29 protein-coding genes and 1 pseudogene are annotated in these 25,071 nt (G+C 64.3%); 14 read left to right on the top strand and 16 right to left on the bottom strand.

Features of this window, described 5'->3' with window-relative positions; all coding sequences use genetic code 11:
- Positions 1 to 2 precede the first annotated feature (2 nt).
- From ACQY5A_RS21705 to ACQY5A_RS21685, 5 genes and pseudogenes are all read right to left on the bottom strand, one after another.
- Positions 3 to 582, bottom strand: a pseudogene (locus ACQY5A_RS21705) (zeta toxin family protein).
- Complete coding sequence (locus ACQY5A_RS21700) at positions 579 to 1,010, bottom strand: TA system antitoxin ParD family protein (RefSeq protein WP_428342355.1); 432 nt, start codon at positions 1,008 to 1,010, stop codon at positions 579 to 581. Before ACQY5A_RS21700 ends, ACQY5A_RS21705 begins: the two are co-directional and overlap by 4 nt.
- 583 nt (positions 1,011 to 1,593) lie before the next feature.
- Positions 1,594 to 1,887: a colicin immunity domain-containing protein gene (locus ACQY5A_RS21695; protein ID WP_428342354.1), complete on the bottom strand. Its 294-nt coding sequence runs from the start codon at positions 1,885 to 1,887 to the stop codon at positions 1,594 to 1,596.
- Positions 1,887 to 3,071 (bottom strand): colicin D domain-containing protein, encoded by a 1,185-nt coding sequence (locus tag ACQY5A_RS21690; RefSeq protein ID WP_428342353.1) that lies wholly within the window; start codon positions 3,069 to 3,071, stop codon positions 1,887 to 1,889. Before ACQY5A_RS21690 ends, ACQY5A_RS21695 begins: the two co-directional genes overlap by 1 nt.
- Positions 3,072 to 3,074: 3 nt before the next feature.
- Positions 3,075 to 3,374, bottom strand: a complete 300-nt coding sequence (locus ACQY5A_RS21685; RefSeq protein ID WP_428342352.1) for a hypothetical protein — start codon at positions 3,372 to 3,374, stop codon at positions 3,075 to 3,077.
- A gap of 104 nt (positions 3,375 to 3,478) precedes the next feature.
- Between ACQY5A_RS21685 and ACQY5A_RS21680 the strand changes: the two genes are divergently transcribed.
- Positions 3,479 to 4,240 carry a class I SAM-dependent methyltransferase gene (locus tag ACQY5A_RS21680; protein ID WP_428342351.1) on the top strand — a complete coding sequence of 254 codons (762 nt, stop codon included), beginning with the start codon at positions 3,479 to 3,481 and terminating at the stop codon, positions 4,238 to 4,240.
- Between the two features lie 88 nt (positions 4,241 to 4,328).
- Complete coding sequence (locus tag ACQY5A_RS21675; protein ID WP_428342350.1) at positions 4,329 to 5,288, top strand: alpha/beta fold hydrolase; 960 nt, start codon at positions 4,329 to 4,331, stop codon at positions 5,286 to 5,288.
- On the opposite strand, the gene ACQY5A_RS21670 is transcribed toward ACQY5A_RS21675, so the two are convergent.
- Positions 5,274 to 5,939 (bottom strand): TetR/AcrR family transcriptional regulator, encoded by a 666-nt coding sequence (locus ACQY5A_RS21670; protein ID WP_428342349.1) that lies wholly within the window; start codon positions 5,937 to 5,939, stop codon positions 5,274 to 5,276. The two genes, ACQY5A_RS21675 and ACQY5A_RS21670, sit on opposite strands and share 15 nt — an antisense overlap.
- Positions 5,940 to 6,042: 103 nt before the next feature.
- Here ACQY5A_RS21670 and ACQY5A_RS21665 point away from each other — a divergent pair, with 103 nt between their 5' ends.
- Both ACQY5A_RS21665 and ACQY5A_RS21660 read left to right on the top strand, forming a co-directional pair.
- Positions 6,043 to 7,599: a PE-PPE domain-containing protein gene (locus ACQY5A_RS21665; RefSeq protein WP_428342348.1), complete on the top strand. Its 1,557-nt coding sequence runs from the start codon at positions 6,043 to 6,045 to the stop codon at positions 7,597 to 7,599.
- 214 nt (positions 7,600 to 7,813) lie between these two features.
- Positions 7,814 to 8,740 (top strand): NlpC/P60 family protein, encoded by a 927-nt coding sequence (locus tag ACQY5A_RS21660; RefSeq protein WP_428342347.1) that lies wholly within the window; start codon positions 7,814 to 7,816, stop codon positions 8,738 to 8,740.
- Between the two features lie 6 nt (positions 8,741 to 8,746).
- Here the strand turns inward: ACQY5A_RS21660 and ACQY5A_RS21655 are convergent, their stop codons facing one another.
- Entirely contained in the window at positions 8,747 to 9,214 is a 468-nt protein-coding gene (locus ACQY5A_RS21655; RefSeq protein WP_428342346.1) for a type II toxin-antitoxin system VapC family toxin, read from the bottom strand.
- Positions 9,141 to 9,371 carry a FitA-like ribbon-helix-helix domain-containing protein gene (locus ACQY5A_RS21650; RefSeq protein WP_428342345.1) on the bottom strand — a complete coding sequence of 77 codons (231 nt, stop codon included), beginning with the start codon at positions 9,369 to 9,371 and terminating at the stop codon, positions 9,141 to 9,143. Before ACQY5A_RS21650 ends, ACQY5A_RS21655 begins: the two co-directional genes overlap by 74 nt.
- Positions 9,372 to 9,516: 145 nt before the next feature.
- On the opposite strand from ACQY5A_RS21650, the gene ACQY5A_RS21645 reads away from it, so the two are divergent.
- From ACQY5A_RS21645 to ACQY5A_RS21630, 4 genes are all read left to right on the top strand, one after another.
- Entirely contained in the window at positions 9,517 to 10,836 is a 1,320-nt protein-coding gene (locus ACQY5A_RS21645; protein WP_428342344.1) for a lipase family protein, read from the top strand.
- A gap of 40 nt (positions 10,837 to 10,876) precedes the next feature.
- Entirely contained in the window at positions 10,877 to 12,193 is a 1,317-nt protein-coding gene (locus ACQY5A_RS21640; protein WP_428343278.1) for a serine hydrolase domain-containing protein, read from the top strand.
- An 82-nt stretch (positions 12,194 to 12,275) separates the two neighbouring features.
- On the top strand, positions 12,276 to 12,827 hold the full coding sequence (locus ACQY5A_RS21635; protein WP_428342343.1) for a YceI family protein: 552 nt from the start codon (positions 12,276 to 12,278) through the stop codon (positions 12,825 to 12,827).
- Between the two features lie 134 nt (positions 12,828 to 12,961).
- On the top strand, positions 12,962 to 13,216 hold the full coding sequence (locus ACQY5A_RS21630; protein WP_428342342.1) for a hypothetical protein: 255 nt from the start codon (positions 12,962 to 12,964) through the stop codon (positions 13,214 to 13,216).
- A 6-nt stretch (positions 13,217 to 13,222) separates the two neighbouring features.
- Here the strand turns inward: ACQY5A_RS21630 and ACQY5A_RS21625 are convergent, their stop codons facing one another.
- The gene (locus tag ACQY5A_RS21625; RefSeq protein ID WP_428342341.1) at positions 13,223 to 13,936 is read right to left on the bottom strand and encodes a TVP38/TMEM64 family protein; all 714 of its coding nucleotides are present in this window, start codon (positions 13,934 to 13,936) and stop codon (positions 13,223 to 13,225) included.
- Between the two features lie 45 nt (positions 13,937 to 13,981).
- Between ACQY5A_RS21625 and ACQY5A_RS21620 the strand changes: the two genes are divergently transcribed.
- The gene (locus ACQY5A_RS21620) at positions 13,982 to 14,929 is read left to right on the top strand and encodes a class I SAM-dependent methyltransferase (protein ID WP_428342340.1); all 948 of its coding nucleotides are present in this window, start codon (positions 13,982 to 13,984) and stop codon (positions 14,927 to 14,929) included.
- 67 nt (positions 14,930 to 14,996) lie between these two features.
- Here ACQY5A_RS21620 and ACQY5A_RS21615 read toward each other — a convergent pair whose 3' ends face one another.
- Complete coding sequence (locus tag ACQY5A_RS21615) at positions 14,997 to 15,842, bottom strand: NYN domain-containing protein (RefSeq protein ID WP_428342339.1); 846 nt, start codon at positions 15,840 to 15,842, stop codon at positions 14,997 to 14,999.
- A gap of 57 nt (positions 15,843 to 15,899) precedes the next feature.
- Between ACQY5A_RS21615 and ACQY5A_RS21610 the strand changes: the two genes are divergently transcribed.
- Positions 15,900 to 16,268, top strand: coding sequence for an STAS/SEC14 domain-containing protein (locus tag ACQY5A_RS21610; protein WP_428342338.1), 369 nt, complete (start codon positions 15,900 to 15,902; stop codon positions 16,266 to 16,268).
- On the opposite strand, the gene ACQY5A_RS21605 is transcribed toward ACQY5A_RS21610, so the two are convergent.
- Positions 16,222 to 16,812, bottom strand: coding sequence for a DUF998 domain-containing protein (locus tag ACQY5A_RS21605; RefSeq protein ID WP_428342337.1), 591 nt, complete (start codon positions 16,810 to 16,812; stop codon positions 16,222 to 16,224). The two genes, ACQY5A_RS21610 and ACQY5A_RS21605, sit on opposite strands and share 47 nt — an antisense overlap.
- A 42-nt stretch (positions 16,813 to 16,854) precedes the next feature.
- Positions 16,855 to 17,745: an SCO6745 family protein gene (locus ACQY5A_RS21600; protein ID WP_428342336.1), complete on the bottom strand. Its 891-nt coding sequence runs from the start codon at positions 17,743 to 17,745 to the stop codon at positions 16,855 to 16,857.
- A 161-nt stretch (positions 17,746 to 17,906) separates the two neighbouring features.
- Between ACQY5A_RS21600 and ACQY5A_RS21595 the strand changes: the two genes are divergently transcribed.
- Entirely contained in the window at positions 17,907 to 19,466 is a 1,560-nt protein-coding gene (locus ACQY5A_RS21595; protein ID WP_428342335.1) for a B12-binding domain-containing radical SAM protein, read from the top strand.
- Between the two features lie 60 nt (positions 19,467 to 19,526).
- Here ACQY5A_RS21595 and ACQY5A_RS21590 read toward each other — a convergent pair whose 3' ends face one another.
- The 3 genes from ACQY5A_RS21590 to ACQY5A_RS21580 all read right to left on the bottom strand — a co-directional run bounded on the left by ACQY5A_RS21590 (position 19,527) and on the right by ACQY5A_RS21580 (position 22,631).
- Positions 19,527 to 20,324, bottom strand: coding sequence for an SDR family NAD(P)-dependent oxidoreductase (locus tag ACQY5A_RS21590; RefSeq protein ID WP_428342334.1), 798 nt, complete (start codon positions 20,322 to 20,324; stop codon positions 19,527 to 19,529).
- A gap of 137 nt (positions 20,325 to 20,461) precedes the next feature.
- Positions 20,462 to 22,195, bottom strand: a complete 1,734-nt coding sequence (locus tag ACQY5A_RS21585) for a sulfatase-like hydrolase/transferase (protein ID WP_428342333.1) — start codon at positions 22,193 to 22,195, stop codon at positions 20,462 to 20,464.
- Positions 22,188 to 22,631 carry an SRPBCC family protein gene (locus ACQY5A_RS21580; protein WP_428342332.1) on the bottom strand — a complete coding sequence of 148 codons (444 nt, stop codon included), beginning with the start codon at positions 22,629 to 22,631 and terminating at the stop codon, positions 22,188 to 22,190. Before ACQY5A_RS21580 ends, ACQY5A_RS21585 begins: the two co-directional genes overlap by 8 nt.
- A gap of 120 nt (positions 22,632 to 22,751) precedes the next feature.
- On the opposite strand from ACQY5A_RS21580, the gene ACQY5A_RS21575 reads away from it, so the two are divergent.
- Positions 22,752 to 23,204 (top strand): universal stress protein, encoded by a 453-nt coding sequence (locus tag ACQY5A_RS21575; RefSeq protein WP_428342331.1) that lies wholly within the window; start codon positions 22,752 to 22,754, stop codon positions 23,202 to 23,204.
- A 10-nt stretch (positions 23,205 to 23,214) separates the two neighbouring features.
- Here the strand turns inward: ACQY5A_RS21575 and ACQY5A_RS21570 are convergent, their stop codons facing one another.
- Positions 23,215 to 23,541, bottom strand: coding sequence for a hypothetical protein (locus ACQY5A_RS21570; protein WP_428342330.1), 327 nt, complete (start codon positions 23,539 to 23,541; stop codon positions 23,215 to 23,217).
- A 256-nt stretch (positions 23,542 to 23,797) separates the two neighbouring features.
- Between ACQY5A_RS21570 and ACQY5A_RS21565 the strand changes: the two genes are divergently transcribed.
- The gene (locus tag ACQY5A_RS21565) at positions 23,798 to 24,355 is read left to right on the top strand and encodes a hypothetical protein (protein ID WP_428342329.1); all 558 of its coding nucleotides are present in this window, start codon (positions 23,798 to 23,800) and stop codon (positions 24,353 to 24,355) included.
- A 234-nt stretch (positions 24,356 to 24,589) separates the two neighbouring features.
- Positions 24,590 to 25,057 carry a cyanase gene (cynS, locus tag ACQY5A_RS21560; RefSeq protein WP_428342328.1) on the top strand — a complete coding sequence of 156 codons (468 nt, stop codon included), beginning with the start codon at positions 24,590 to 24,592 and terminating at the stop codon, positions 25,055 to 25,057.
- Positions 25,058 to 25,071 lie beyond the last annotated feature (14 nt).

Genomic DNA, 25,071 nt, shown 5'->3' with positions numbered 1-25,071 from the left:
CGCTATGCCGAGAAGGCCGACTGCAGGACCTCAGGCGTCCATGAAGGCCAGGCTGGCGAGCCGGTGAGGAAGCCATGGTCCACCTGGGCCACGATGCGCGGTCCTTCGAGCCTGCTGTTGTCGTACGCTGTCGCGGAATCGCAGCGGGCTATCGCAGCAGCGACGAGGCCCCAAAGACGTTGGAAGCGTGGCGCGAATTTTGGTCTCGGGCACTTCGTGTCCGCCGGCTTTGACTCGGTGCCGCACCCGCTCGACCGCCAGCCCCACGGGAATGAGCAGCACGTGCAAAACGATCGTGTAATCCGCCGCACGGGCGGAAGTGATCAGTTCCAGCTTTGAGGGATGGGAGAACACAGTCTCGGCGATGAAGGATGTGCCCAGCTCAATCAGCTTGGCTCTTGTCTTTGCCGCCACCTGCGCGGCCTCATACGAATGCGAGGTGGGATCGTCGGGCCATCGCTGTTTGGCGATCTCATCTGCGTTGACGAAGGCGCTGCCGGACAACAGCGGTGCCAGCGTCAGTTCGACGAAAGTTGACTTACCGGCTCCGTTGGGGCCGACGACGAGATCTAGACGCCTCATCGGGTGGGCGTGGCGCTCGCTTTCCGGCGGCGTGGCACCCGACGTTTCGTGCCCAGCGGAACTGAGGATCCGTCAGGACGATGCTCGATGATGTCACCGTGTTCGTCGAGAGCCACCGTCGTTATGCTTCGCTCGGCCAACAGCTTCCCGTAGTTCGATTCCGCAAGTTTCTCTTGAACGGACGCCGCGATCTCGGCATTGAACACGATGCCCTCCTCTGCGTTGAGTTCGCGGAGTTCCAGATCGCCGTTCAGCGCGGCCTCGACTCGCCTACGGGCCGCGGTCTGTTGGCTCGACACCGCGCGTCCCACCCGTGCCCAGTGGTCGAGTTGCTGCTTAGCCGAGCGGCTTTGTCGCGCGCCTTCAGCGGTCGCGCTGTCCATAAGGTCGGCCGCGACGCGCGTCACCCGATCAGCGATGTTCGTCATGTTCCCTCCTTTGCGTAGCATTCTGCTACAAATGTAGCAAAGTGCTGCATTACTGAGCCACGCCCGTTGGTGTAGGGCTACCGCTCTCACCGGTATCGTGGCCACACTTCGAAGTAAGTCGTCACAGCGGGTTCGACCGCCAAGCCGTGCTCGTTGGAAGTCCAATCTGGTACCAGGCTTTCGATGATCGCTCTCTCCAACAGGAGATTGACTGCGTCACTTTGTTCGGTAGTCGGCTCTTGTGCACCGTGGAGCTCGGCGAGAAGGGGTGGGTCACTCCGGTCCAATTCGTCCACGATCACGGCGCGTGCGTCCGCCGGGAGGGCATCCAAAACGTTGTTCATGAATCCTCGATCTGTTCCGGCTGTTGGCCAGCTCGACATCGTTCAAGTTGTCCACTTCCGCGAGCAACTCGCGATCTGAAAGCATTGACGACTCCTTGCCGCCGTGCGAGCGCCCCGGGCAGATCAGCTATACGGCACTGGGTTCATTGCCTATCTATTCGTTTGCTAAGCAAGGCGGCCCGCTCAATCCGATCGAAACCCGTTAGGTGATTGGCTTGTCGAAAGCATCGCTAGTGTGCTCAGCTGCCGTACAGCTGTGAGTAAGCCTCTTCGGCACGGTCGCGTAGTTGATCATCGTCCAGACCGCCGACCTTCTCGCGCAATTCAGGATCAGCAACGTAATCATCGACAGCGAAGAACAGCTTCTCAAGCAGATCGAACTCATTGCTCGGGACTTGATCTGTGTCGGTTTTGAAAATTTGCAGATATCTCGACTCGAAGCTTTGCGCAGACAGTCGGTTACTGGTGAAGTCAGAGATAAGGTCTCGGTACTTCGCGACCATCCGCGCCGTAGCTGTGCTGTCCAACGACATCAATCGCCACCACCCAGTGAGCCTCTACCTAACACATTCTGAACCTGTCCCGGACTCAGCTTAAATCCCGATACGAATTGCCCGCCCGGAGATTGGATCACGCACACTCCAGAGTCTGGATTGTAGTTGAGGATCGCAGGTTGGCCGCGATAAGTACCTTGAATGTGCACTGTCGAAGGATCATCGACGACCGCCTTCAGTGCGTTCTCGAATTTGTCGAAGCCAGCGCGCCCGCGTGGATCTGTCACGCCGAAGTCTTCGGCGTGCTTGTACTTCGCTTCTATCTGCCCACTGTCAGTTTGCAACGGAACTTTGTCGATCTTTGGTGGTGGCGCCCCGCCGCCTGTGTTCTCGCCCGGAGAAGAAGGTCCTTCGCCCTCTACAGGTACGCCAAGCTGCCGTAGCCGGTCTCTGATCGCCGCCTTTCGCTCCGAAATTGAACTCTGTGAGGCAAGGCAGGCGTTGTACTGCGCGGGCGGGAGCGGCCCGACGTTTTCAACGCCGCATCGAGCGTTCCATGCACGTTGCTCAGCATTAATGGCCTCCCATGCAGCGAGTGCCTCTGTCTTGGTCATGTCGTTCGGGCTGACCGGAAACGAAGGATCCTGCTTGAACGTCCGGCTGTCGACGGCGCTAATCTGACCGTTCGTCGACGGAGTCTGCGGAAAAGTAGACCCGACGCCGGCCACCGCAGCGGTAACTCTGCTCGCCACCTGGGCGTCGGCGCTGACGAGCTGCGCCGCGCGACCACCGATATTGCCGGCATGGGCCTCAGCGGCGGCCTGCCGAGCGGCTCGTTGCGCAGCTGACCCGCCGGACATCCGGTCGGTGACCGAAAGGTCTTCGCCCACTTCAAATCCCGCAGAGCGAGCATCTTCCACGGCGTAGCGCAGCTGAGAGCGGGACGCGGTCAGCTCTGAAGCTCCTTGGCGCGCGACTGTCGCGGCTTCCTGCAACTGATCGACAACTCCGCTGGTGGTCATCAGGTCGGCGTGGGTGTCGGTGCGTAGCGCGTCGGCAGCCTCACCGTCCCAGTCGACAGTCAGCGCGTCGCTCCACACCCCGTGGGCCACCCCGTAGCTGCGGTCGCCGACCGATTCCCAGTGACTGGCCGCTTCGGTGAGGTGGTCAGTGGGCCACGCCAAGAGGGCTGACAGGTTAGGAGTCCCCGCGACGGCCGCCATTGCCTACTCGCTGATCGTGGGCGGGAACACAGCAGCCACCGCGGCTGTCGAAGCAGCTTCCTGGGCGAGGTAGCTGGTGGTGTCTCCGACGACGCCGGTCGCGCGATCACCCACCCGGGATGCCAGCGCGGAGGTGAACGCCGCGACGTCGACGTGGGCGGCATCGACTGCCGCCGCGCTGGCCTGGCACGACAATCCCAGTCCGGTCGGCGCTGCCACCTCGCGCAGGTCGCCCGTTACGGCGCCCCAGCGGGTCGCCATGGCGTGCACACCAGCGGTGTCGACGCGCAATTCCTGTCCCACGAGCCGAAGTTTAGGCACACGACGCACCCGTAACCAGTCACGGTGAGGTGCGCTGAATAGTGTGGGTTCATCGATTAAGGCTGGAAACGAAGGAAGATGCTGCAATGACGCATGCGATGCCGCGAGACCACAAGGGCGACTACGGAATCGACGGGTCGTTCCACACGATCTCCGCGCGCGGACAGGCGATAAGCATCGCTGCCGGATCCGCTGCCCTCGCCGTCTGGTCTGGGGTCAGCATTAACCGCGGTAAATTACTAACCGCAGTATTGACCGCCGCATCGTCGCTCGGCATCGCCGCCAGCACCGCGCTCTATATCTACGCGACCAAAGCCGGCAAGTTTCACGTCTGGCAGCGAATCCTCGACGAACTCGTACTCCAAGGTGACGAAACCGTGCTCGACATGGGATGTGGCCGGGGCGCGGTGCTGCTGGCCACGGCCAAGCGACTGCCCAAAGGCAAAGCGGTCGGCGTCGACCTTTGGCGAGCCGACCAAACCGACAACTCGCCCTCGGCCACTCTCGCGAACGCGGAAGTCGAAGGCGTCAATGACCGGATCGAACTGCACACCGGCGACATGACCTCACTTCCGTTCGAGGACAACAGCTTTGACGTGATCGTCAGCAGCCTCGCCATCCACAACATCCCGGGCCACGACGGACGGCGCGCAGCTCTCAACGAGGCGATTCGCGTTCTAGAACCCGGCGGCCGCCTCGCTATTGCCGACCTGTGGGAGACCAAACAGCACGCCGACCATTTGCGAGCCCAAGGCTGGCAGGTCGAACGCAAAAGCGTCGGATGGCGGATGTGGTACGGCGGACCGTGGATTTCGACGCACCTTGTCACCGCGACAAAGCCGCGATGAATCACGCGGGAACTCCTGCCGAACACTGCGTCTAACTCGTCATTTGATGATCAAACCCGGGCCAGATGGTCGCCTACTCTGAAGCTCGATGGACAACCCACTGCGGCATCCTCCCGGGGTCCCGCGCGTCGAAAAGCCGCGAGCGGAAGGGCAATTCCACCTCGCCGACGGCCGCCGACTCGGCTACGCAGAATTCGGTGACCCCACCGGCCCGGTGGTGCTGTGGTTTCACGGCACCCTCGGCGCGCGGCGCCAATTCCTGGCCAAGGGGCGCCGCGCTGCCGAGCAACTCGGCCTGCGCGTGATCGTCATCGAGCGACCGGGCACCGGGCTGTCTGATTCGCACCGCTACACCTCGGTGAGCGACTGGGTTGCCGACATGGCCCAAGTGGCCGACGCGCTCGACGCCGAGAAGCTCGGTGTTGTCGGCATGTCCGGTGGCGGTCCCTACGCACTGGCCTGCGGCGCGCTGCCTCCGATGGTCGATCTGGTGGCAGCCGTCGGTGTTCTCGACGGCACCGTCCCCGCAGTCGGACCCGAGGCCACCCGCGCCGGCGCCACCGAGATCGCCCGACGCTTCGGCCCTGTCCTCACGCAGCTGCGCCGCCCGCTGGCAGTGATCGCCACCATCCTGCTGGCGCCGCTGATACCGTTCGCGCACTACGCCTATCGCGTCTACATGCGCATGTGGCCCGAGGTCGACCGGAAAGTGTTGAACGATCCGGAAGTCGAGGCGATCTTCGTCGACGACATGGTCAACGCCTTCCGCGGTCGCTGCCTGGCGATGGTCGACGATGCGCGACTCTTGGGCCGTGACTGGGGCTTTCAGCTCGCCGACGTGAAGGCACCGGTGCGGTGGTGGCACGGCGTCACCGACCACGTCGTTCCGATCGCCGGCGTGCACACGGCCATCACACGCCTGCAGGATGGCGAACTCACCGTGCGCTCCGAGAGCCACCTGGGTGGCTTCGCGATGACCGAAGACGTGCTCGCGCACATGCGTGCGAAGCTTTTGGGCGGCAACAGCCTTCGGTCAGTCTTCCCGTAGCCGAAGTCCGGCCTCGACCACGGACATGAACGTTGTCAGATCGCGGATCAGGTCGTCGAATGTCCGCGCCCGAGGAGGATCCGCCTCATGCATCCAGTCGGTGACGGTCTCGAACAGGCCGCCAACGGTGGCAACCGCCAGCGCGCGATAGTCGGTCCCGTTCTCCCGCTCGTCGCCGGACTGGTTGCGACGCCAGAACGCTTCGATGAACGCCGCCGCCCAACGCCGGTTCTCTCGTCGCTGAGCCTCAACCGCCGGTGAAATACCGGCGGCCACACCGAACGTCACCATTGCCACGCGTGGATCGTCGACCAGGATGTGCGCGAACGCCGACAACAGTCGGCGCACGGTTTCGTCTTCGCGAGCGTCGCGCGATTCGCGCATCGCTTGCGCCACTTGCTCTTCGATCTGTTCGGAAACCTGACGCAGCAGCGCGATATAGCAGTCTTCTTTGCTGTCGAACAGGTCGTAGAACGCCTTGTTTCCCACGTACGCGGTCTGGCAGATCTGCTCGATCGAGGTGTTGGCGTATCCGTCGCGGGCGAACAACTCGAAGGCCGCCGCGAGGAGCTGTTCGCGCCGTTGCGCGCGCCGCTGCTGGGCGTCCATACCGCGGATCGTGCGCGGCCGGGGCTGCGTGGGTGCTGCCATGATGTGGAATTTTAGCCGGAACAACCTGATGAGCAAGAGCCCTTGTTTCTAACCGGTCGCCGTGTTGTAATTTCGGTCACAGTTATGCAAGCAGGGAGACGCCATGCCGGGTCGTGCAGCCATCGTCACCTTCGCATTCGCCGCTGCCCTCGTCGCAGTCCCATCTCTGGCGCGCCACGCGGATGTCCGCCTGGCCGGCGTCGACGATGCCGATTCGCGGCTAGGCGACGGGACGGCGTTGATCTTCGGAACCAGCGGGACGCCGGTCGCGAGCGCCGGCTACCAACAAGCCGTCGAGCAGTTGTACTTGGCGCCGCGTGGCTTCGATGGCACCGTGCAAGCTCCGTTTACGCCCGAGGGCCTGTATCCGGTCACCGGCGTCCACACGTTGCCCGTCGACACCTCCTTCGCGCAGGAGGAGCAGATACTGGACTCCGCGATTCAGGGCCAAATCGCTGGTGGGGGAGTCGACGCCGCCAACCCGGTGGTGGTGTTCGGTTGGTCGCAGAGCGCGGATTTCTCCGGGCTGACGATGCCGGAACTCGCCGCCCAGGGTGTGCCCAGCGATGACCTGCACTTCATCCTGGTGGGCGACGCCAGCAACCCCGACGGCGGCCTGCTGGAACGTTTCGATCTCCCTGTCGGCAGCGACCCGTCGGTGCCGAGCCTGGGCATCACGTTCGACGGCGCTACACCGGCCGACCTCTTTCCAACCGACATCTACACCAACGAATACGACGGCTTCGCCGACTTTCCCAAGTACCCAATCGATTTCCTGTCCGACCTCAACGCGTTCCTGGGTATCTTGTTCGACCACATCACCTACCTCAACCCGGAACCCGGCCAGCTCGCCGACGCCATCCAACTTCCGACGTCGGTGGCCGACACGCTGACCAACTACTACATGGTTCCCGAGGATCTGCCGCTGCTGGACGTGCTGCGGTTCATCCCCGTCATCGGCAATCCGCTCGCGGATCTGCTGCAGCCCGACCTGTCCGTGTTGGTCAATTACGGCTACGGCAGCATCACCGACGGCTGGAGCCCTGGCGACGCCGACCTGGCCAGCCCGATGGGCTTGTTCCCGACTGACGTCAGCCTGAGCGATGTGTTCACCGCGTTGGTCAACGGGATCCCGCAAGGCATCACCGCAGCCGTCAATGACCTGCAGGATCCTGCTGATTACCAAATCATTTCGTCGATCCTGGACAATCCGCTGACCAACCAGCTGATCAGCATCGCGCACACGATTGGTTTCACCGACGCCACAGACCTGCAGCAGCTGCTGACCATCCCGTCGCTGCTCGGCGTGGCGCAAACCGCGTTGAGCGATTTCTCCAACTTCCCGATTTCTACGGCGAACCTGCTCTCGTCACCGACCGACCTCCTCGATGATCTGAGCGCCACTCTGTCGGCGGACTACGCCACGCTGGTGCCCGTCGCCGACACCGTCAACGCGCTGCTGACCAGCCTGCCCGCCTACGACCTGAACCTGTTCACTGATCAACTCGAGGCCGGGAATCTGCTTGCCGCGGTGGGTGATCCAATCGCGGCGGATCTGGCGCTGGTCCCGTTCGCATTCGGATACGGTGCCGCCGCGCCGGTGCTGGAGGCGGCCGCGGGCACGCTCATCAATCTGGTGGACCTGATCCCAGGCCTCTGACCAGGTTCGGGCGCCTGTCTTGCGGTCTCGACAGCGGCCGAACAGTCGCCGCGCGCCAACCGGGCTCACCGACGCGGCTCCGATAACGTCGACGCACATGACCGGCGCGGCGACCCGAACAGCGCTTGCTTGCGTTTTATCGATTGGACTGACGGCACTACCCGTCACCGCTGAGGCGTCTGCGTCGCCAGGGATTCGAAACGCCTATGTCGCCGTGTCGGTTGCCACGGTGTGGACCACGCCGCAGAGTCCGCGTCCGGTCGACCATCCTGCCCTGACAAACCCGGTCGATATTCGGGGCTGGCTGGCCGCCATGACGCCGGCCCAGCAGGAAGCGCTCACCTCGGACAATCTCGACCAAACTCAGGCACTGTTCGGCGACCGCGTGGTGGTGGTGCGGGAGCAGGGCGACTGGGACGAGGTACGGGTGCCCGACCAGCCCACACCGAAGGACGCCCAGGGTTACCCCGGCTGGATTCCCAAGGCGCAGTTGACAACCGACCCGGACTACAGCGCACAGAAGGAACACGCTGCCTTCGCACAGGCCGATCGCGGCATCACCACCTGGCTGTACCGCGACTCCGGACTCTCCGATCAGGATCTCGAGATCAGCGCCAACACGCGACTGCCCGTCCTCGGCCGCACCGATAAGGCCATTCAGGTGGCCACCCCGGGCCACGGCCCGGAGTGGTTGGATGCTCGATTGGTCGTGATCTACGAAAAGCCCACGGAAATATCGCATCCCAGCGGAGCCGACTTGGCCCGGCACGCCGCCCTGTTCGTGAACGTCCCTTACCTGTGGGGCGGCCGCGCCGGGTTCGGCCTCGATTGCTCCGGCTTCACCTCCACCATCTACCAGCTCCACGGCATCACCCTGCCGCGCGATGCCGGCCCGCAAGCCGCCGACAGCCGAGGCCGTGCGATAGAGAAATCCGCGTTGCAACCCGGCGATCTGCTCTTCTATTCGCACCGCAGCAAGGATCCTGACAATCCCGACGCGATCTATCACGTGGCAATGTATTTCGGGAACGGCGACATGATCGAGGCATTCGATAAGACGGCACCGGTGCGCATCACCGCGGTTCGACTGGACGCGGATTACTGGGGCGCGCGCCGCTACCTCGACCAACCGCGGCGATAGGGGTCGTCAATAGCCGCGGCCCCCATTTATGACCTCGACCCTGCACTGGAAGCCCGATGCACCTGAGAGACGTGCATCCGCGGTGAGCAGTACGGCATCCAGAACTTCGGCCAGCGCAATGTAGACGGCATCGTAGGGCGTGATGGCATGTCGCAGTTCCCATATGCGGTGCAGAAATGGCTGGTGTGATGACCGACGCACAGGCAAATCTGCAAGGTCGGCTAACGCACTCGCGGCCCTTCGGGCAGGCATCAGTTTGGCTGCAACGTGGCGGCGCCAGACAGCGACCACCTCGAGGTCGACGAGTTCGGGCGCGGACAACGTCTCGCCTGCTAAACGTTCCCTCGCGTGCGCGCCGTCTGTTCCGTCATCGCCCAGCGCAACGGCCAACACACTCGCGTCAACGACGATCACGTTCTGCCCGAACGTGATCGACAGCAGTCTTGAAAGATACGCGGCCACCACGGTGTTCATTGACGCGGCCGAGAACCTCGTCCAGAGTGGGCTGATCCGCGTCGGCGATCAGACGGCTTCGAAGATATTCCTGTAGGGACTGATGCGCACGCGCCGCTCGCTCGCGCAGGACTCGGTGGGTGTCTTCAGGAACGTCTTTGATCTGCACACTCGGCATGGCGCCATTATGGCGCTACTGGCGCCATAGTACAAGGCGCTGGGCATCCGGCCCCCGCGATCGTGGCGCTGCTCGCGAGCGCAACGCCTTTAGTGAGTAGGTTCATCCTTATGCGCTACATCCTGCCGATGGGTCAGGGGACGACATGACCACACCGCCGCTACCGATTTGGCATCCGGGCGCCGGCAACGCGCCCGGCCTCGCTGTGGGATCGCCGCAGCCGCACGATGATCCGTTCTACTCCTATACCGGTTCCACGCCACTGGACAACATCACACCCGGAACGGTGTTGAACACGCGTCGCTTTCATTACCACCTGTTTGGCCTCCCGACGTTGCTCGAGACGACGCAACTGCTCTACCGGTCGACCAGCCAGACCGGCAAACCGACCGTCAACGTCACCTCGATTATCAAGCCGCCCTTTACTTTTCACGCCGGAAGGGTGATCTCGTATCAGTCCGCCTACGACTCATTGAACCGCAACGACGAACCGTCCTACGCACTGTGGGGTGGACTCCGGCTCGGCGGCGTCATCACCAGTGTCGAAGCGGCGGTGTTCGGCCCGTTCCTCGCCGAGGGGTACACGGTCATCGTGCCCGACACCGAAGGCCAGCGGGCCGACTTCGCCGCGGGTCCTGAGTACGGAATGAATACGCTCGATTCGATTCGCGCCACGCTCAATTCGTCGACCATCCCGAACGACGCGAAGGTGGCGATGCTCGGATACTCCGGCGGTGCGATCGCCACCGAATGGGCCGCCGAGCTGGCCCCCACCTACGCACCCGACGCCGACAAGCACCTGATCGGCGCCGCGATGGGTGGTGTGCTGGTCGACCCGGCGCACAACCTGCATTACGTGGAGGAATCCGGCTTCTGGGCCGGCGTCTTGGCGATGGCGCTGGTCGGCATCGCGCGCGCGTTCGAGATCGAGACCGAGCTGGCGCAGTACCTGAGCCCCGACGGCGCCAGGATCTTTCGCGAGATGCAGACCGCGTCGATCGTCAACGTGCTGGGTCAGTACCCCCGCCTCAAGTGGAGCGATCTGGTAAGCCCCGACTACCCGGCCCCCGAGGACTTGTCGCTCTACGTCCGGTGCGCCAACAAGCTGATCATGGGTACCGGCGGCACGCCGACGATCCCGCTGCTCATCGGGCAGGGCGCCGACGGCGCACTGGAGGGCACCCCGGGGAACAAGCCAGGCATCGGCCCCGGTGACGGCGTGATGATCGCCGGAGATGTGCGCACCCTCGCTCGCGACTACTGCGCGAGAGGTGTACCGGTCTACTACGAGGAGTACGAGGCGCTCAGCCACATCTGGAGCGTCCCCATCTGGCTGCACCACTCGATCAAGTGGATCAAAGAGCGCTTCGCCGGCCTGCCCGCCCCGCAGAACTGTCCATCGATTCGAGAAGGCAACCCACTCACGCCGATTCCGGATCCGCCCACACCCAGCTCCGCCATCTGAAGCCGGCGACGTGCGGACAACCATCGCTGTCGGGATCGCGATGCTGATGCTCGTGACGGCGTCCTCGGCCAGGTATGTCGTGAGCCGCGGGGGAACGCACTCGGCCGCAACAGAATTCGCGCCGATCTCCAGGCTGATGAACGATGCGATCGCGGCCGAGAAACTGCCGGGCGGCGTGGTGGTGATCGGACATGGCGGCAAGGTCGTGTTCCACCAGGCCTACGGGTCGCGCAAACTCGCCGGCGAACAGGGATTGGACGGATCGCCCGCACCCGCCGAGCCGATGACCGAAGACACGATCTTCGACATCGCGTCGTTGACCAAGCCTCTCGCCACCGCGACCGCCGTCATGCAACTCTACGAACAAGGCAAGGTCGCACTCGATGAGCCCGTGCAAAGCTACTTGCCCGACTTCAACGCGGCCAACGACGCAGAGCGGCAACGGGTTACCGTTCGTATGCTGCTGACCCACACCTCCGGCGAACCGATCGACGTCGACCTCAAAGACCCGTGGGGCTTGGACACGGCGGACAAAGCGGAAGGCATTCGCCGTGCGGTCACCATGCCGCTGCAGTCGGCGCCCGGTGAGGTCTTCCGCTACGCCGACATCAACTACATCCTGCTCGGCGCAATGGTCGAAAAGCTCACTGGCGACACAGAAGACGAATACGCCCGGGAGAACATCTTTGCGCCACTGGGGATGACCGAAACCCGCTACCTGCCGCCGGCCAGTCTGTTACCGCGCATCGCGCCGACGGCCATCGACGACGAGAGCAGCGCAGACCCGGGCAAGAACCCGGATTTTGGTCGTCTGCTTCGGGGCACCGTGCATGACCCGACGGCGCGGCGGATGGGAGGAATGGCCGGGCACGCCGGCGTTTTCTCGACGGCGCACGACGTCGGCCTCTATGCGCAGGCCCTGCTCGATCGGCTTGCCAACCATCCCAGCAGTTTTCCGCTGCGACAATCGACTCTGGCGGTGATGACGACACCTCAGCAGCCCGGACACAAACCAGGGCAGGTCGAAGCAGCCAACGATGCCGTCCGCAAAGCCGCCGCAACGGTGCCGAACACCACGGACCCGCTGCTCGCTCCGCACTATCCGGCAATCGAGGGGCAGGAGCTTTTCGGTTTCGGCTGGGACATCGACACGGACTTCTCCAAGCCGCGCGGTCTGATCTTTCCCGTCGGCAGCTTTGGCGCCACCGGCTTCACCGGAACGTCGCTCTGGTTGGACCCGGGCTCGGATACCTACGTCGTTCTGCTCACGAACTCGATTCATCTGCGCGGCAGTCCACCCATCTCAGGTCTGCGCGGTGACGTGGCCACTGCGGCAGCCGAGGCCCTGCGGCTCTGAAGTTGCCGCCGGAATAATTCGGACCGCGGTCCGGTTAGCCTTGGGTGTTGTACGCAAGTCCGAACCCAAGGGAGCAAACACCATGACCGCAGCCACTGACACCGACCAGCTCACCGCCGGAGTATGGGCGATCGACCAAGTCCACTCATCAGTCAACTTCGCCGTCCGCCACCTGGTCGTCGGCACGACCTACGGCCGCTTCGACCAGTTCAGCGGCGCGATCACGATCGGCGAAGACGGCACCCCGTCCGTGCGCGCCGAGGTCGACGTCAATTCCATCGACACCGGCAACGAGCAGCGCGAGGCGCACATCAAGGCCCCCGACTTCTTCGACGCCGCTCAATTCCCGACCGCGACGTTCGTCTCCACCGCGGTGCGCGCCGACGGCGGCAACTACCTGCTCGACGGCGACTTCACCCTCAAGGGTGTGACCAAGCCGGTCACCTTGGCCCTGGCGTTCAACGGCGTCAGCCCCGGCATGGGCCACGGCGAGGTCGCCGGCTTCGACGCCTCGGTTGTGCTGAGCCGCAAAGAGTTCGGCGTCGGTGGCGAACTGCTGCTCGACGGCGGTGGCGCCATCGTCGGCGACAAGGTGACGATCACGCTCGCGATCGAGGCCCTCAAGCAGAGCTGACCAATTCGCTCAGAGGCGGGCACGTCGAGTGCCCGCCTCTTGGGCGAGGCGGGCGTGATTGGGGGATCTACGATTCACATACCTCCGCGAGGTATCGTCCCGAATGTTGGACCAAACTTCGCAAGGAGGACGACATGCAGATCTCGAAGCTTCGACTCGCGGTTGGCGGCGTGATCACGGCGGCCAGCTTCAGCCTCATCGGCGCGGGAGCCGCATATGCCTACCAGCCGCACATGATCAATGCCCGACAGCACCTGAACGAGACCCTGTTTGAGTTGCAGACGGCCGACCCAGACAAAGGCGGTCATCGCGATCAGGCGATAGACCTGGTCCACCGCGCGATCGATCAGGTGAACGCGGGCATCGACTACGCCGACCTTCATCCGTAGCGGGAACTAGTCGGCCGCCGACTCCTCGGCGGCGGGCGAGTCGCTCGGTTCGTCGGAACCGTGCGAACGCCACTTCCGAAACCCCTGCCGCGCAGCGAAGGCCCCGGCCACAGCGGTCACGCACCATACCCCGATCGCCGCATACGCCAACGCCGGCGACCTGTTACCCAGCGACGCCCCCAGCGCGGTGTAGACGAACGCTCGCGGCACCGATCCGATGAACGCGCCAACGGCCATCTGCCACAGCGGAACTCCGAACGCCCCAAACGCATACGACGCCAACGCATCCGAGAGTCCGGGGATGAAACGTTGACCGACCACCGCCCACAACCCGCGGCGCTGGATCAGCTCATCGAGCCGGTCGGCACGCGCAGCGCCCAGCAGCGACCGCGCGCTCTCGCGCCCGGCTCGACGGCCCAGGAACGCCGCCACCACCGCCGTCCCCACCGTCGCGCCCAGCGTGACAAACACACCCAGAAGAGGACCGAACAGCAGCCCGCTGGTCGCCGCCAGAATCGGGCCCGGCACGAAGATCGCACCCAGCACCGCCGACAACACGATGTAGGTGAACGGCGCCAGCGGCCCGGTCGCCTTGACCCAGTGCCGCACGTCTTCGATGTTCACCACGTGCTTGATGGCCAACAAATAAAACATCACGACCAAAAAGGCGGCGAACACCGCAAGCCGGATGATGTGGGGCCGCCGAGACGAAGAGGTCATGATGGCTGTGATTCTTCCGTATCGCGGCCTCGGTAAGGTCGAGGCGTGGCGAGAACTGATGACGACAGCTGGGAAATCACCGAAAGTGTCGGCGCGACGGCACTCGGTGTGGCGGCCGCACGCGCCGCGGACACCGAGAGCGCCGACCCGTTGATCAGCGACCCGTTCGCGCGGGTCTTCCTCGACCGCGTCGGGTCCGGTGTATGGGATTGGTACGGCAGCCCCGAGCTACCCGCCGAGGTCATCGAGGCCGAGCCGGACATGCCGCAGCGGATGCAGGCGCTGGTCAGCTATTTCGCCACCCGGACAAGGTTTTTCGACACCTCATTCATCGACGCCGCCAACGCCGGCATCCGGCAGGCCATCATCCTGGCGGCCGGCCTGGACGCCCGGTCGTGGCGGCTGCCCTGGCCGGACGGCACCACGGTCTACGAGCTCGACCAGGACCGGGTGCTGGACTTCAAACGGCAGACCCTGCACCAGCACGGTGCCGAACCGAAGGCCAATCGGGTCGAGGTAAAAGTCGACCTCCGCCAAGACTGGCCAACGGCGTTGCAGCAGGCCGGGTTTGACCCGACAGCCCCGAGTGTCTGGTCGATCGAGGGCCTACTGATGTACCTGCCGGCTGCGGCCCAGGACCTGCTGTTCGAACGCATCCAAGACCTCACCGCACCCGGCAGCCGCGTCGCCGTTGAAGGGCTCGGGCCGGAGTTCGCCGTCCCCGAGCTTCGCGCGCAGCGCCGCGAGCGGATGGACCGGGTCCGGGAGCTGGTGGCCAGCTCCGGCTCGTCGCTGATGGTCCCGACCACCGACGAGCTGTGGTACTTCGAAGAGCGTGAAGACGTCGGCGACTGGCTCAGACGTCACGGCTGGGACGTCACCGCGACACCCTCGGACGAACTCATGGCCAGCTACGGACGCCCGTCGCCGGAGGGCCTCGAAGAGGCCTCGCCGACGCACTGGTGTATCTCCGCGCAGCGAAATTCCCTGTGACAGCGCGCCAATGCTCCTCTCTGGGAGCGAGTGTTTACATGATTACACAGATATTTTGTGCATTGCTTCAACGCAGCCGGACCAACCGCGTCGTCGAACTCTCGTCGAGCTCGACCACGTCCGCGCGCGACCGGAGAAAGTCGCTGAAAGACCGGAATCCCAAGGACTTTTCGCTGAACGACGGGTCCATCCGCTTCATCTGAGCCTTGACCGCCGAGTTGTGCAGCCAGTCGACGTCGTCCTTCTCGGTGCCGATCCGCAGCGCGCGGGTCAGCAACGCGGTCGCGGCGGGCTGCGGATCCGGTGCGGGCGGCTCCTCGTCGGCGGGCTTGGTGCTGCGCGCTTTCGGCGCCGGCTCGGGCACCTCGACCCCGGGCAGCGCGTCGTAGATGACGAAGTCGTCGCACGCCGCCGCCAGCGCCTTGCTCGACGAACCCGCGACACCGACCCCCACCACATATCGCCCCAACCGTTTGCAGCGCTGCGCCAACGCGATGTAGTCGGAATCGCCGGCCACGATCACCACATGGGTCAGGTCCGGCAGCCGGAACATGTCCTCGACCGCGTCGACGGCCAGGCGGATGTCAGCGCCGTTCTTGCCGTAGGCCGCCGCGGGGAACAATTGCACCAAATCGACTGCGCGGCCTACCAATTGCTCACGGTAGCCGACATTGACCTCGGCCGACCAGTCGGCGTATGCGCGGGTGAGCACCAGCGTGCCGAACGACGAGGCGAAGTCGATGATGGCGCCGACGTCGACGGTGGCCCGCTCCAGCCGATCCGCGTGCTTGTCCAGACCCTTGGCCTTGTCCTTCTGGAACGAGCTGCGCCCGTTGACCTGGTCGTAGCGCGAGATCACAATGTTGTCGAAGTCGAGGTACACCGCAACCCGGTCCGCGTCGGCATCTGTCATCGGTCCAGTCTTGACCATCGGTGGCTTGTCGAGCACCAATTGCGCATAGTGGGTCGCATGATCGAACTACTGCCGGATATGCCTGAGGGAGTGACTGGAGTTCGCGTGTCGGGCCGGCTCGGCGGCGATGAGCTGCGCGAGATCAAGCCCACCATCGAGGAGATGATGAATACCGACGAGATCAGGATCGTCGAAGTCATCGCGCCTGACTACGAGGGCTTCGGGCCCGGCGGCCTGTTGGAGGATCTGAAGCTGGCATTCACCACCGTCTGGCCGCATCATTCGGCGTTCAAACGCATTGCGGTGGTCTCCGATGAGCAGTGGGTTTCCCTGACCCTGCATGCGCTGGCGTGGCTGATCCCCGGCGAACTCGCCGTCTTCAAGCTTGACGAGCTCGATGGGGCGAAGGAGTGGGCCGCCGGCTGAGCAGCCACCCGCCGGTGACTAACTCCCACGCGGTAATTGAATAAACGCTGCATCGCTCCCACACTCCGAGTGGACCAAGGCCGGGGTTCTGCAACGCGAAGACGAACACCGCGAAACTCACAAGTCCGAATCCACCGAGCGTCAACGACACCCCACGGTGCCGTCCGCCGATCATCGACGAGGCCGCAAGAATGGCCGCGTTGCCGCCGACGATCGCCAACACCGCGCCGACGGCGTGTGCGGCTGATCCACTGTGAAATAACGCGATTAACACATTGCCAACGGCGTTCGCCGCGGCGAACGCAAGGAACGGTCGCGGCCCGCGGCTGAGGATGGCGCCGGCCAGAAACAGCGTGCCCTGGACAGCGAAAGCCGTATTCATCAGCCACGCCAACGGGGAGTGCAGCGGCACGCCCAGATCGCTGATGAAGTTGTGCGCGTAGCTGTACGTCGGCTGAAAAGCCCCTGCCGCAACAGCTTCCAGAGTCAGATAGCTCAGCCCGGCCGACAGCCAGGCAACGGCAGCGCGACGCGAATGTGTCATTGACAAGGGCAACGGGATCGTCTTCTACAAATCGCTGGGTCGCTAGCCGCCCAGATGTGCGCTGTCGTCGTCTAATTCGTTGCGACGCAGTGCCATCGGCGTCTTCGCGGGAACATCGCCGGCCTCGACCACCACTCGCGTGATCGGCGTCAGCGAGCGAAAGAGCGTCTCCACCTCGTCGTCGCTCAATACGTCGAGCACCGAGACCGCAAGCGCGTCGGTGGTGGATTCGATGTGGTCCTTCAGTTCCTGACCGGCCGCGGTCAGCGCCCCGTCTTCACCCAGCAATCCGCGCGCGGCCAGCGCTTGCTCGCACGCCTGCCATTCCTCGTCGTCGTAGTCGCGGGTGCGGGCGATGTAGTCGCGCCCGATCGCCCCCGACGCGGCGTGCAGCACATTGGATTCCCGGCCCGTGACACCCGCAGCGCTCAACACCGCCGTGTGCGCGTCGCCGCGATGCTCGCGCAATAGCGTGGTGGCGTGCCACAGCGCGGCCAGCGGCTCGTCCGGCCACGGCAAGGAACGGTTCGCGGCGAACAGCGGCCGCCCACTCACCGGCGCGCTGCGCGCCACCTTGCCCGCCAATTCCGCTGCGGTAGTGACGTTTTCATCAGACGAGAGACCGTAGCGGCGCAGCACCGCCACCGCGGTGTCCAACCGGACCCGCAATGCCTCGTCCGGGCCGGCGATCTCCCACGCCGCCGGCAACGCCTTGGCGATGCGGCTAGGGGCGAAGTTGTAGAAGATCGCCGTTACCACCTCCGGCGGCACGGCGCCCAGCGGCGCCGAACGCGCCGCGAAGTAACCCATCCAGTAGCCCTTGTAGCCCAATCTGTCCAACGCCTCGCGCACCTCAGGCGCGAAGTACGTCACCCCATGGATCGGCTCGAACCGATCCAGAAAGCGTCTCGCAAGCTTTGGTTCCCTATGCATGGTTGTAGTCAACCAGCCGCTCGGACCTTCACCAAGCCGACCGGGTCTGAAGTGGCAGGACATGGTCTTAGGTAGTCCGGTACTCACGCGCGACGGCGCTGCGTGTGCAAATGTGTTTGCAGAGCGCGTGGTCCGTGGGGGATACCGGAAGGAAGCCCACTATGGCCGATATCGTCCTGATCAACCCTCGCTTCGATGTGTCTTATTGGGGTCTGGAGCATGCACTTCCGCTGCTCGGCAAGAAGTGCAACATACCGACCGCTTGCCTGCCGCTGCTCGCGGCGTTGACGCCCGCCGGCCATTCCGTGACCTGCGTCGATGAGAACGTCGAGCCGATCGACTACGACCGATTGGCGAAGGCCGACATCGTGGGGCTCACCGGCATGACCGTCCAGCGGGCTCGAATGCTCGAAATTCTCCGCGAACTGAAAACCCGCGGCGTCTTTACGATCGTCGGCGGGCCGTGGGTGAGCGTCCAGGAAGATTATTTCGAGGGCTTGGCCGACGCGATCTTCGTCGGCGAGGCGGAAACGACCTGGCCACAGTTTCTCGAAGAATGGGCCGAGGGACGACATCAGCACCGCTACCAGCAAGCCGAGCCGACCGACATGACGCAGGTGCCGGTGCCGCGCTACGACTTGTTGAAGTCCAAGGAATACCTCTTCGGGAGTGTCCAATTCAGCCGCGGCTGTCCATTCCAGTGCGAGTTCTGCGACATCATCGTCACGTTCGGTCGGCGTCCCAGGCTGAAAACGAGTGCGCAGGTGATCGCGGAGTTGGAAGCCATGCGCAAGCAACATTTGAAAATGGCCTTCATCGTCGACGACAACCTGATCGGCAACAAGATCGCGGCGAAGGAACTGCTGCGCGACCTCGCCGCGTGGCAAACCGCCGAGGGTTACCCGTTCACGTTCTTCACCGAGGCGTCGCTCAACCTCGCCGAAGACGAAGAGATGATGCAGTTGATGGACGCCGCCAACATCGTGACCGTCTTCATCGGCATCGAGAGCCCCAATGAAGAATCGCTGCGCGAGACGAAGAAGTATCAAAACGTCAAGAAGGCCGGTTCCATCGTGGATCGCGTTCGCACAGTGCAAGACTCCGGCATCGAAGTCTGGTGCGGCATGATCGTGGGCTTCGACCACGACGACGCCCGGATCTTCAAGGCGCAGCACGAGTTCCTCCGCCAGACCGACATCATGCACGCCATGGTCGGCATGCTCTCGGCGATCCCTAAGACGCCGCTGCACGCTCGCCTGAAGAACGAAGGCCGCCTTGATCTCGACGACGAACAGCCGTTTGGCACCAATGTCATTCCGCTCGGCATGACGCGCGAAGAGTTGCGTGACGGGTACGTCGGCCTGATGCAGGAACTCTACGATCCCGACTTCTACTTCGAGCGACTCCAAAACTTGTTCCTCACAAGGAAATTCGATTGGGGGCGCACTCGTCATGCCTATTGGCGCAAACACCCGTGGCGGAAGCTGCAGTCGCAATCGCTCGATGGTGTGCTGGCGGCCGGTCTGTTTCTCCGGCTGATGAAGAACGTTCCCGACCCGGAATTGCGGCGGATCTATCGCCGCCAGCTGGCCACTATGGTCCGTCGTCGGCCCGACCCAAGCCTGTTGTTCATCTGCGTGATCAAGTGCGCGATGCACTACCACCACTACACCATGTCCCACCAGATGGCTGAACCGCAAAAGCTGGTCAACACGTTCTAGTGTCTTTCGTGCCGCGGCTGGTGTGACCTCGGCGGTCGCAGTCGCCGGCGGAAACCTTGACTAACGCTTAAACATCCGCTTGAGAACTGGCAACACCAACGGGGTCGGCACTAACCGGGTCGACCCCAGCGTCAACCGGACCTGCGGTCCGCCCGGTACCACCGAACCGCGACCATGCTCGGCGGCCTTCAGCGCGTCGGCAACCACCCGCTCGGCCGACACATGGGTGAATCCCGGCAGCTTGTCGACCAGATCTTGGGCGTCATTGGTGGCCTGGAACTCCGTCGGCACCGGGCCCGGGCAGACCGCGGTGACCGTCACCCCGCTGTCGGCGACTTCGGCGTTGACCGCCTCGGACAGCAACAGCACATACGCCTTGGACGCGGCGTAGTTGGCGTTGTACGGGGCGGGCTGAAATCCCGACACCGACGACAGGTTGATGATCGCGCCGCGGCGCCGTTCGACCATGCCCGGTAGGTAGCGCAACGTGAGGTCGGCCACCGCCTCGACGTCGACGCGCAGCATCTGCAGCTCCTTGTCGCGGCCTTCGGCGCCGAACTTGGTGTAGATGCCCAGGCCCGCATTGTTGACCAGGATGTCGACCTGAACGTTCAGCTCGTCGATGCGGGCGGCCAGCCGGTCTCGGTCCTCCGGGACGGCAAGGTCGGTGCCAACCGCGACGGCGTGTTGGTCGCCGCCTAATTCAGCACACAATGCTTGGAGCCGGTCTTCCCGGCGGGCGGTGACCACGACGCGGTAGCCCCGGGCCACGAGTTGACGGGCGAATTGTTCACCGATGCCAGAGGATGCGCCGGTGATCACGGCGACCGAACCGGTCGACGGTGGTGGGAGTGTCATGTGGCACGAGCCTAATGGGAGTCGAACAACCAGACAATGGCGGTCTTCGCCGAGGCGTATCAGCAACAGTGCACGGACTGGACCAATCCCGCGTTGTAGAGGAGCAAGATGGCCGCCAAACTCATCACCGCGAAGGGCTAATCCTCGCGTCGAGAGGCGTAGGGCCACGGCCGGTTTCGCTCCGGAATCGCGTCGGCCCGGGCATGCTTCAGCTGGGTCCGTAGCTGCTGACGTAGTTCGTGCAGATTTGGGTCGGTCCACCGGTTGACGGCCTCGACGGGATCGTCGGTGAGGTCGTAGAGCTCCCACTGATCGTCGAGCGGGCTCATCCGATATGCCTCGCCGCCAAGCCCGTTCGCCGCGAGATGACGAACGCCCGGTTCGGTCCACGTCGCCGGATCGTCGAAGGTGCGCACCAGCTTCCACAGATGATAGTCGACGCGCATCACCAGACCCTCGAAGTTCGACCCGACATGTGCGGGCACCCGAATGCGAATCGGCGCAGGCGGATTCGTCGTTTGCCTCAGCCGACGGGCCACCGCCGAGGCACCGGTGTCTCCCTCGAGCATATTGTCGCGGGTCATGATGTAGACGGCCCGACCGTCGTCGGCCGGCCCGCCGTCCACCACCGGCATCAAGTTCTTGCCGGGCAGCGGATGCACCTCGGAGAACGACTCGGCCAGGTCATCCGCAGTCAGATCGACGTCCACACCCGCCGCGGCCAGCAGCGTCGGCAGCAGATCGACATGCGACGTCGGCGCCGTCACCTCCCGCGGCGACGTCGCGTCCGAGCCGATCCGGGCGATCACGAACGGCACCCGGGTCGCCTCGTCGTACAGGTTGAACCACTTCTGGTGCAAACCACCATGTGCCCCAAGCAAATCGCCGTGATCGGAGGTGCGCACCAGCACCGCATTGTCCGAGCCGCCCTCGGTGACCGCGCGGCGTACCCGGTCGATCGGCCCGTCGACCTCGGCATGCAACCGGTAGTACAGGTCGCGGTAGCGCTGCGCGTTCCCGCGGTAGGCCCGCTCGATCACCGGCGCCGGCCCGTAGCCGGTGGCGTAGGCCTCCCGGAACGCGATCTGCGCGGCCGGCTTGGAGGCCAGGTCCTCGTCGGCGGTGGGCGCCGCCGCTACATGTGGCGGATCCACCGGCGACGGCTTGATCGGGCTGCGGCGCACCCAGCCCGGGAACAGCACGATGTCGTGCGGATTGACGAAGCTGGCCACCAAGAGGAACGGGCGCTGCGCGGCGGGCTCGCCGGCGCGACGCCGGGCGTACCGGTCGATCAGCCACGTCACGACGCGGTCGGCGACCAACGGGTCGCGGCGCAGACCGGCGTTGCCTGGCAGGGCTCCGTGCGGCTCCGGGCCGACCCAGCCCGAAAAGCCGAACGGCTCAAGCGGATCAGCGTCGAGATAGCGCCGAACCGCGTCATGGTCGACGGCGCCGTCCGCATCGTTGGTCGCGACGACGGCGCCCTCGGCCTCGTGCAGATCGGCATGCGAAATGTGCCACTTGCCGTCGTAGTGGGTGTCGTACCCCGCGGCGCGGAACCAGTTGCCCATGGTGGGCACCTCGCCTTGGCGCAGCCAGCGCATCCGCGAATCGTCGGGCATCTTGCCCAGCCCGTCGGTCTGGGTGACGCCATGCAGATCGGGGTAGTGACCGGTGAAAATCGTTGGGCGACTGGGCGCACACGCCAGCGAGCCGGTGTAATGGCGGGTGAAGCTGACCCCATGATCGTCGAACCACTTGCGGCCGTGCAGAGTTCGATCGCGCCACCCGCGCACTTCGGGTGACTCGTACGGCGGGACGGCGCGCTCCTCGTCGGTCATCAGGATGACGACGTCGGGCCGACTAGTCATGGGCCTTCTCCAATCGGTGCGCAAGACCGGCGAGCATGATGTCGGATTGTCGAATCTGAACACGGCACAGGCCCTGCTCGGCGAGCTTTCTCACAGCGCCAGAACCGATTTCGACGGTGCTGGTCAGTGTGACAAGCGTGCCGCCGGCGCTTGCCCGCAGACTCCAACGGTTGGCGAACCGGCGTATCCGCTTGGGCAAGCCGTCGACGTCGTAGGCAATCGCGCGCAACGGTTCGAACTCGGTGATCGTTTCCACCAGGGCGTTGCGGCCGATCTGCACGCGCCGCGTAGTGCCGACCTGCTCGGTGCCCTGAATGAGGATGCAGGAGTGGTCGACGTTGTCGGCCCAGGAACTGATCGAGCCGAAGTCGGCGAGTACATCCCAAACGGCCTGCGGGTCGGCCACGATGGTTCGGCTGCGGTCAATGTCGGCCACCGCATCACGGTACGCAATAAAGCGGGGCCGGACAGATTTCTGCGCAAACCGTAGGACCCGATGTTGAGCAGCCGTTACGGTTTCCCAGGGAACGCTGCCAACGAACGCTGCGGAGGGCTCATGACGACTTACAAGACTGTGGTGGTCGGCACCGATGGCTCGGAGTCGTCACTGCGCGCGGTCGAGCGCGCGGGCAAGATCGCGGCCGAATCCGACGCCAGGCTGATCATCGCGACGGGCTACCTGCCCGAGAAGGACGACCCCCGCGCGGCCGATGCGCTCGGGCAGGAGGCCTACAAGGTCACCGGTCGGGGGCCGGTGTACTCGCTGCTGCACGATGCCCACGACCGCGCGAAGGCGGCGGGAGCGACCAAGATCGAGGATCGGCCGGTCAAGGGCGCACCGGTTCATGCGCTGGTGAACCTCGCCGAGGAAGTGGGCGCCGATCTGCTGGTGGTCGGCAACGTCGGACTGGACACGGGAGCCGCGATCATCGGGCGGGTGTTCTCGATCCCAGGAGCTGTCGCCACGCGGGCCAAGATCGACGTCCTGATCGCTCACACCGCCGGCTGACCGCTCGTCGCTAGACGAGGGCTGACTGCATGGCCGCGTCGCCGTGACGGATGTTGCCTGCCGCGCGCTGCATCCCTTCGCCGTCGACAGTTAGGGACGCGGAGAAGCAGCCGGGAAGCCCGATGGTGTAGCTGCTAATAGCCTGCTGCAGAGACTGATTGACCGCTGCCTCAGGACTCGGCAGGTGCTCGCGGAGATCCGCAACCGCGTCGGTAGCAGTCTGGCAGGCCACCCCCGTGGCTCGTATATCCCGCTGAGACGCAGCAGCGGCGATGTTATTTCGCGCGGTGACGAGAACGTCGATCGACTGCTGCGACTGATCGAGCCAGGCACGCATCGACATCGTCGGCCCAGTCGGAGGTGAGCTTTCGTCCGGTCGTTCGGTCGACCAGCTGCTGCAGGCGGCCATCGCCGACTTCAGCCGGAAGCGTTGCGGTTGAGACGTTTGGGATCACCGGCATCGGTGTATCCCCTCCGGACAGCGCCATGTCAGTCGCGTTGAACATTCCGAAGTTTATTGGCCCGCAATCTGCCCGGGCTCAATTCTGTTGAGAAGGGTTTTCATGTCGAATCGAAATACTGTTGTCCGCTCTATGCATGATCTCGGTGCCGCTGCCTGGTTTGGCGGCGCACTCATGGGTGCGATCGGCGTCAATGGCGCCGCAGCTTCCGTGCGCGACTCCAAGGATCGCGCCCGGGTCGCCTCGGTCGGCTGGGCCAAATGGAGCCCGGTCAACGCCGCGGCGATAGCCGCCCATCTAATTGGCGGCGGCGCGATCTTGTACTCGAACCGCAGGCGCGCCAAGCACCAGGCCGGCGTCACGGCGAACACGGTCACAAAGATCCTCGCCACCGGTGCCGCTTTGGGCGCTACCGCATACAGCGGGGCGCTCGGCGCAAAGACCGCCGAGGGTGACGGCCACGCCGCTCACGGTGCAACCGAACCGTCCTCGGAGACGCCTGACGATGTCGCGAGTGCGCAGCGTCAGCTCAAGTACCTGCAGTGGGTGCTTCCCGTTCTGACCGGCACCGTCGTCGTGCTAGGCGCACAGCAGGGTGAGCAACAACGGCCGCGGGAGATCCTGACCGGGCTAGGTAGCAAACTGGCTGGGCGGACACGCTCGAAGGTACCTTCGCTCTCAGCTGCTTGATCTTGGCCGCTGCAGCAGAGTCTCATCGAACGAGGTTCTGCTGCAGTCGGTAGCTCAGTTGATTGGCTGTCTTTTTTCGTTTTCGCACCACGGGCGCTATCACCCGGTGCGCTGATATCGCATGCGACCACGATTCCAAAAAAGAGTGGCACCCAGGTGACGGTACGGGTGTGACAAATGGTGCGGGGCGCCCGGGGCAGCGGGTTGGACTAGAACGCGAGAACGCCGTCGGCAATGCTGGTATCCGTGACACGACATGAGATCACCGAACAAATCGTGCTCGCTCGGCTCCAGAAGGGCCTGACCTGGCAGGAGCTGGCCGACGCGGTCGACCGCCCGGTCATATGGACCACCGCAGCATTGCTGGGCCAGCATCCGATCCCGCCCGACATCGGCAAGGTGCTCGTCGACATACTCGGGCTCGACGAGTCGGCAATAGCAATCTTGGCCGCTGTGCCGTACCGCGGCGGCCTACCGACCGCTGTGCCCACCGACCCGACGATCTACCGCTTCTACGAAGCCCTGCAGGTCTACGGGCCGGCGCTCAAGGAACTCATCCACGAGAACTTCGGCGACGGCATCATGAGCGCCATCAACTTCAGCGTCGACATGCAGAAAAAGCCGCATCCGTCCGGCGACCGGGTCGTCGTCACGTTCGACGGGAAATTCCTTCCTTACGACTGGGTTTCGGCCCAGCCGTAAGGAATCTGTCAAGA

Origin of the sequence: Mycobacterium sp. (genome assembly GCF_965277065.1) — a bacterium.
Taxonomy (GTDB): Bacteria; Actinomycetota; Actinomycetes; order Mycobacteriales; family Mycobacteriaceae; genus Mycobacterium.
This window is presented reverse-complemented; position numbering and strand designations above follow the sequence as displayed.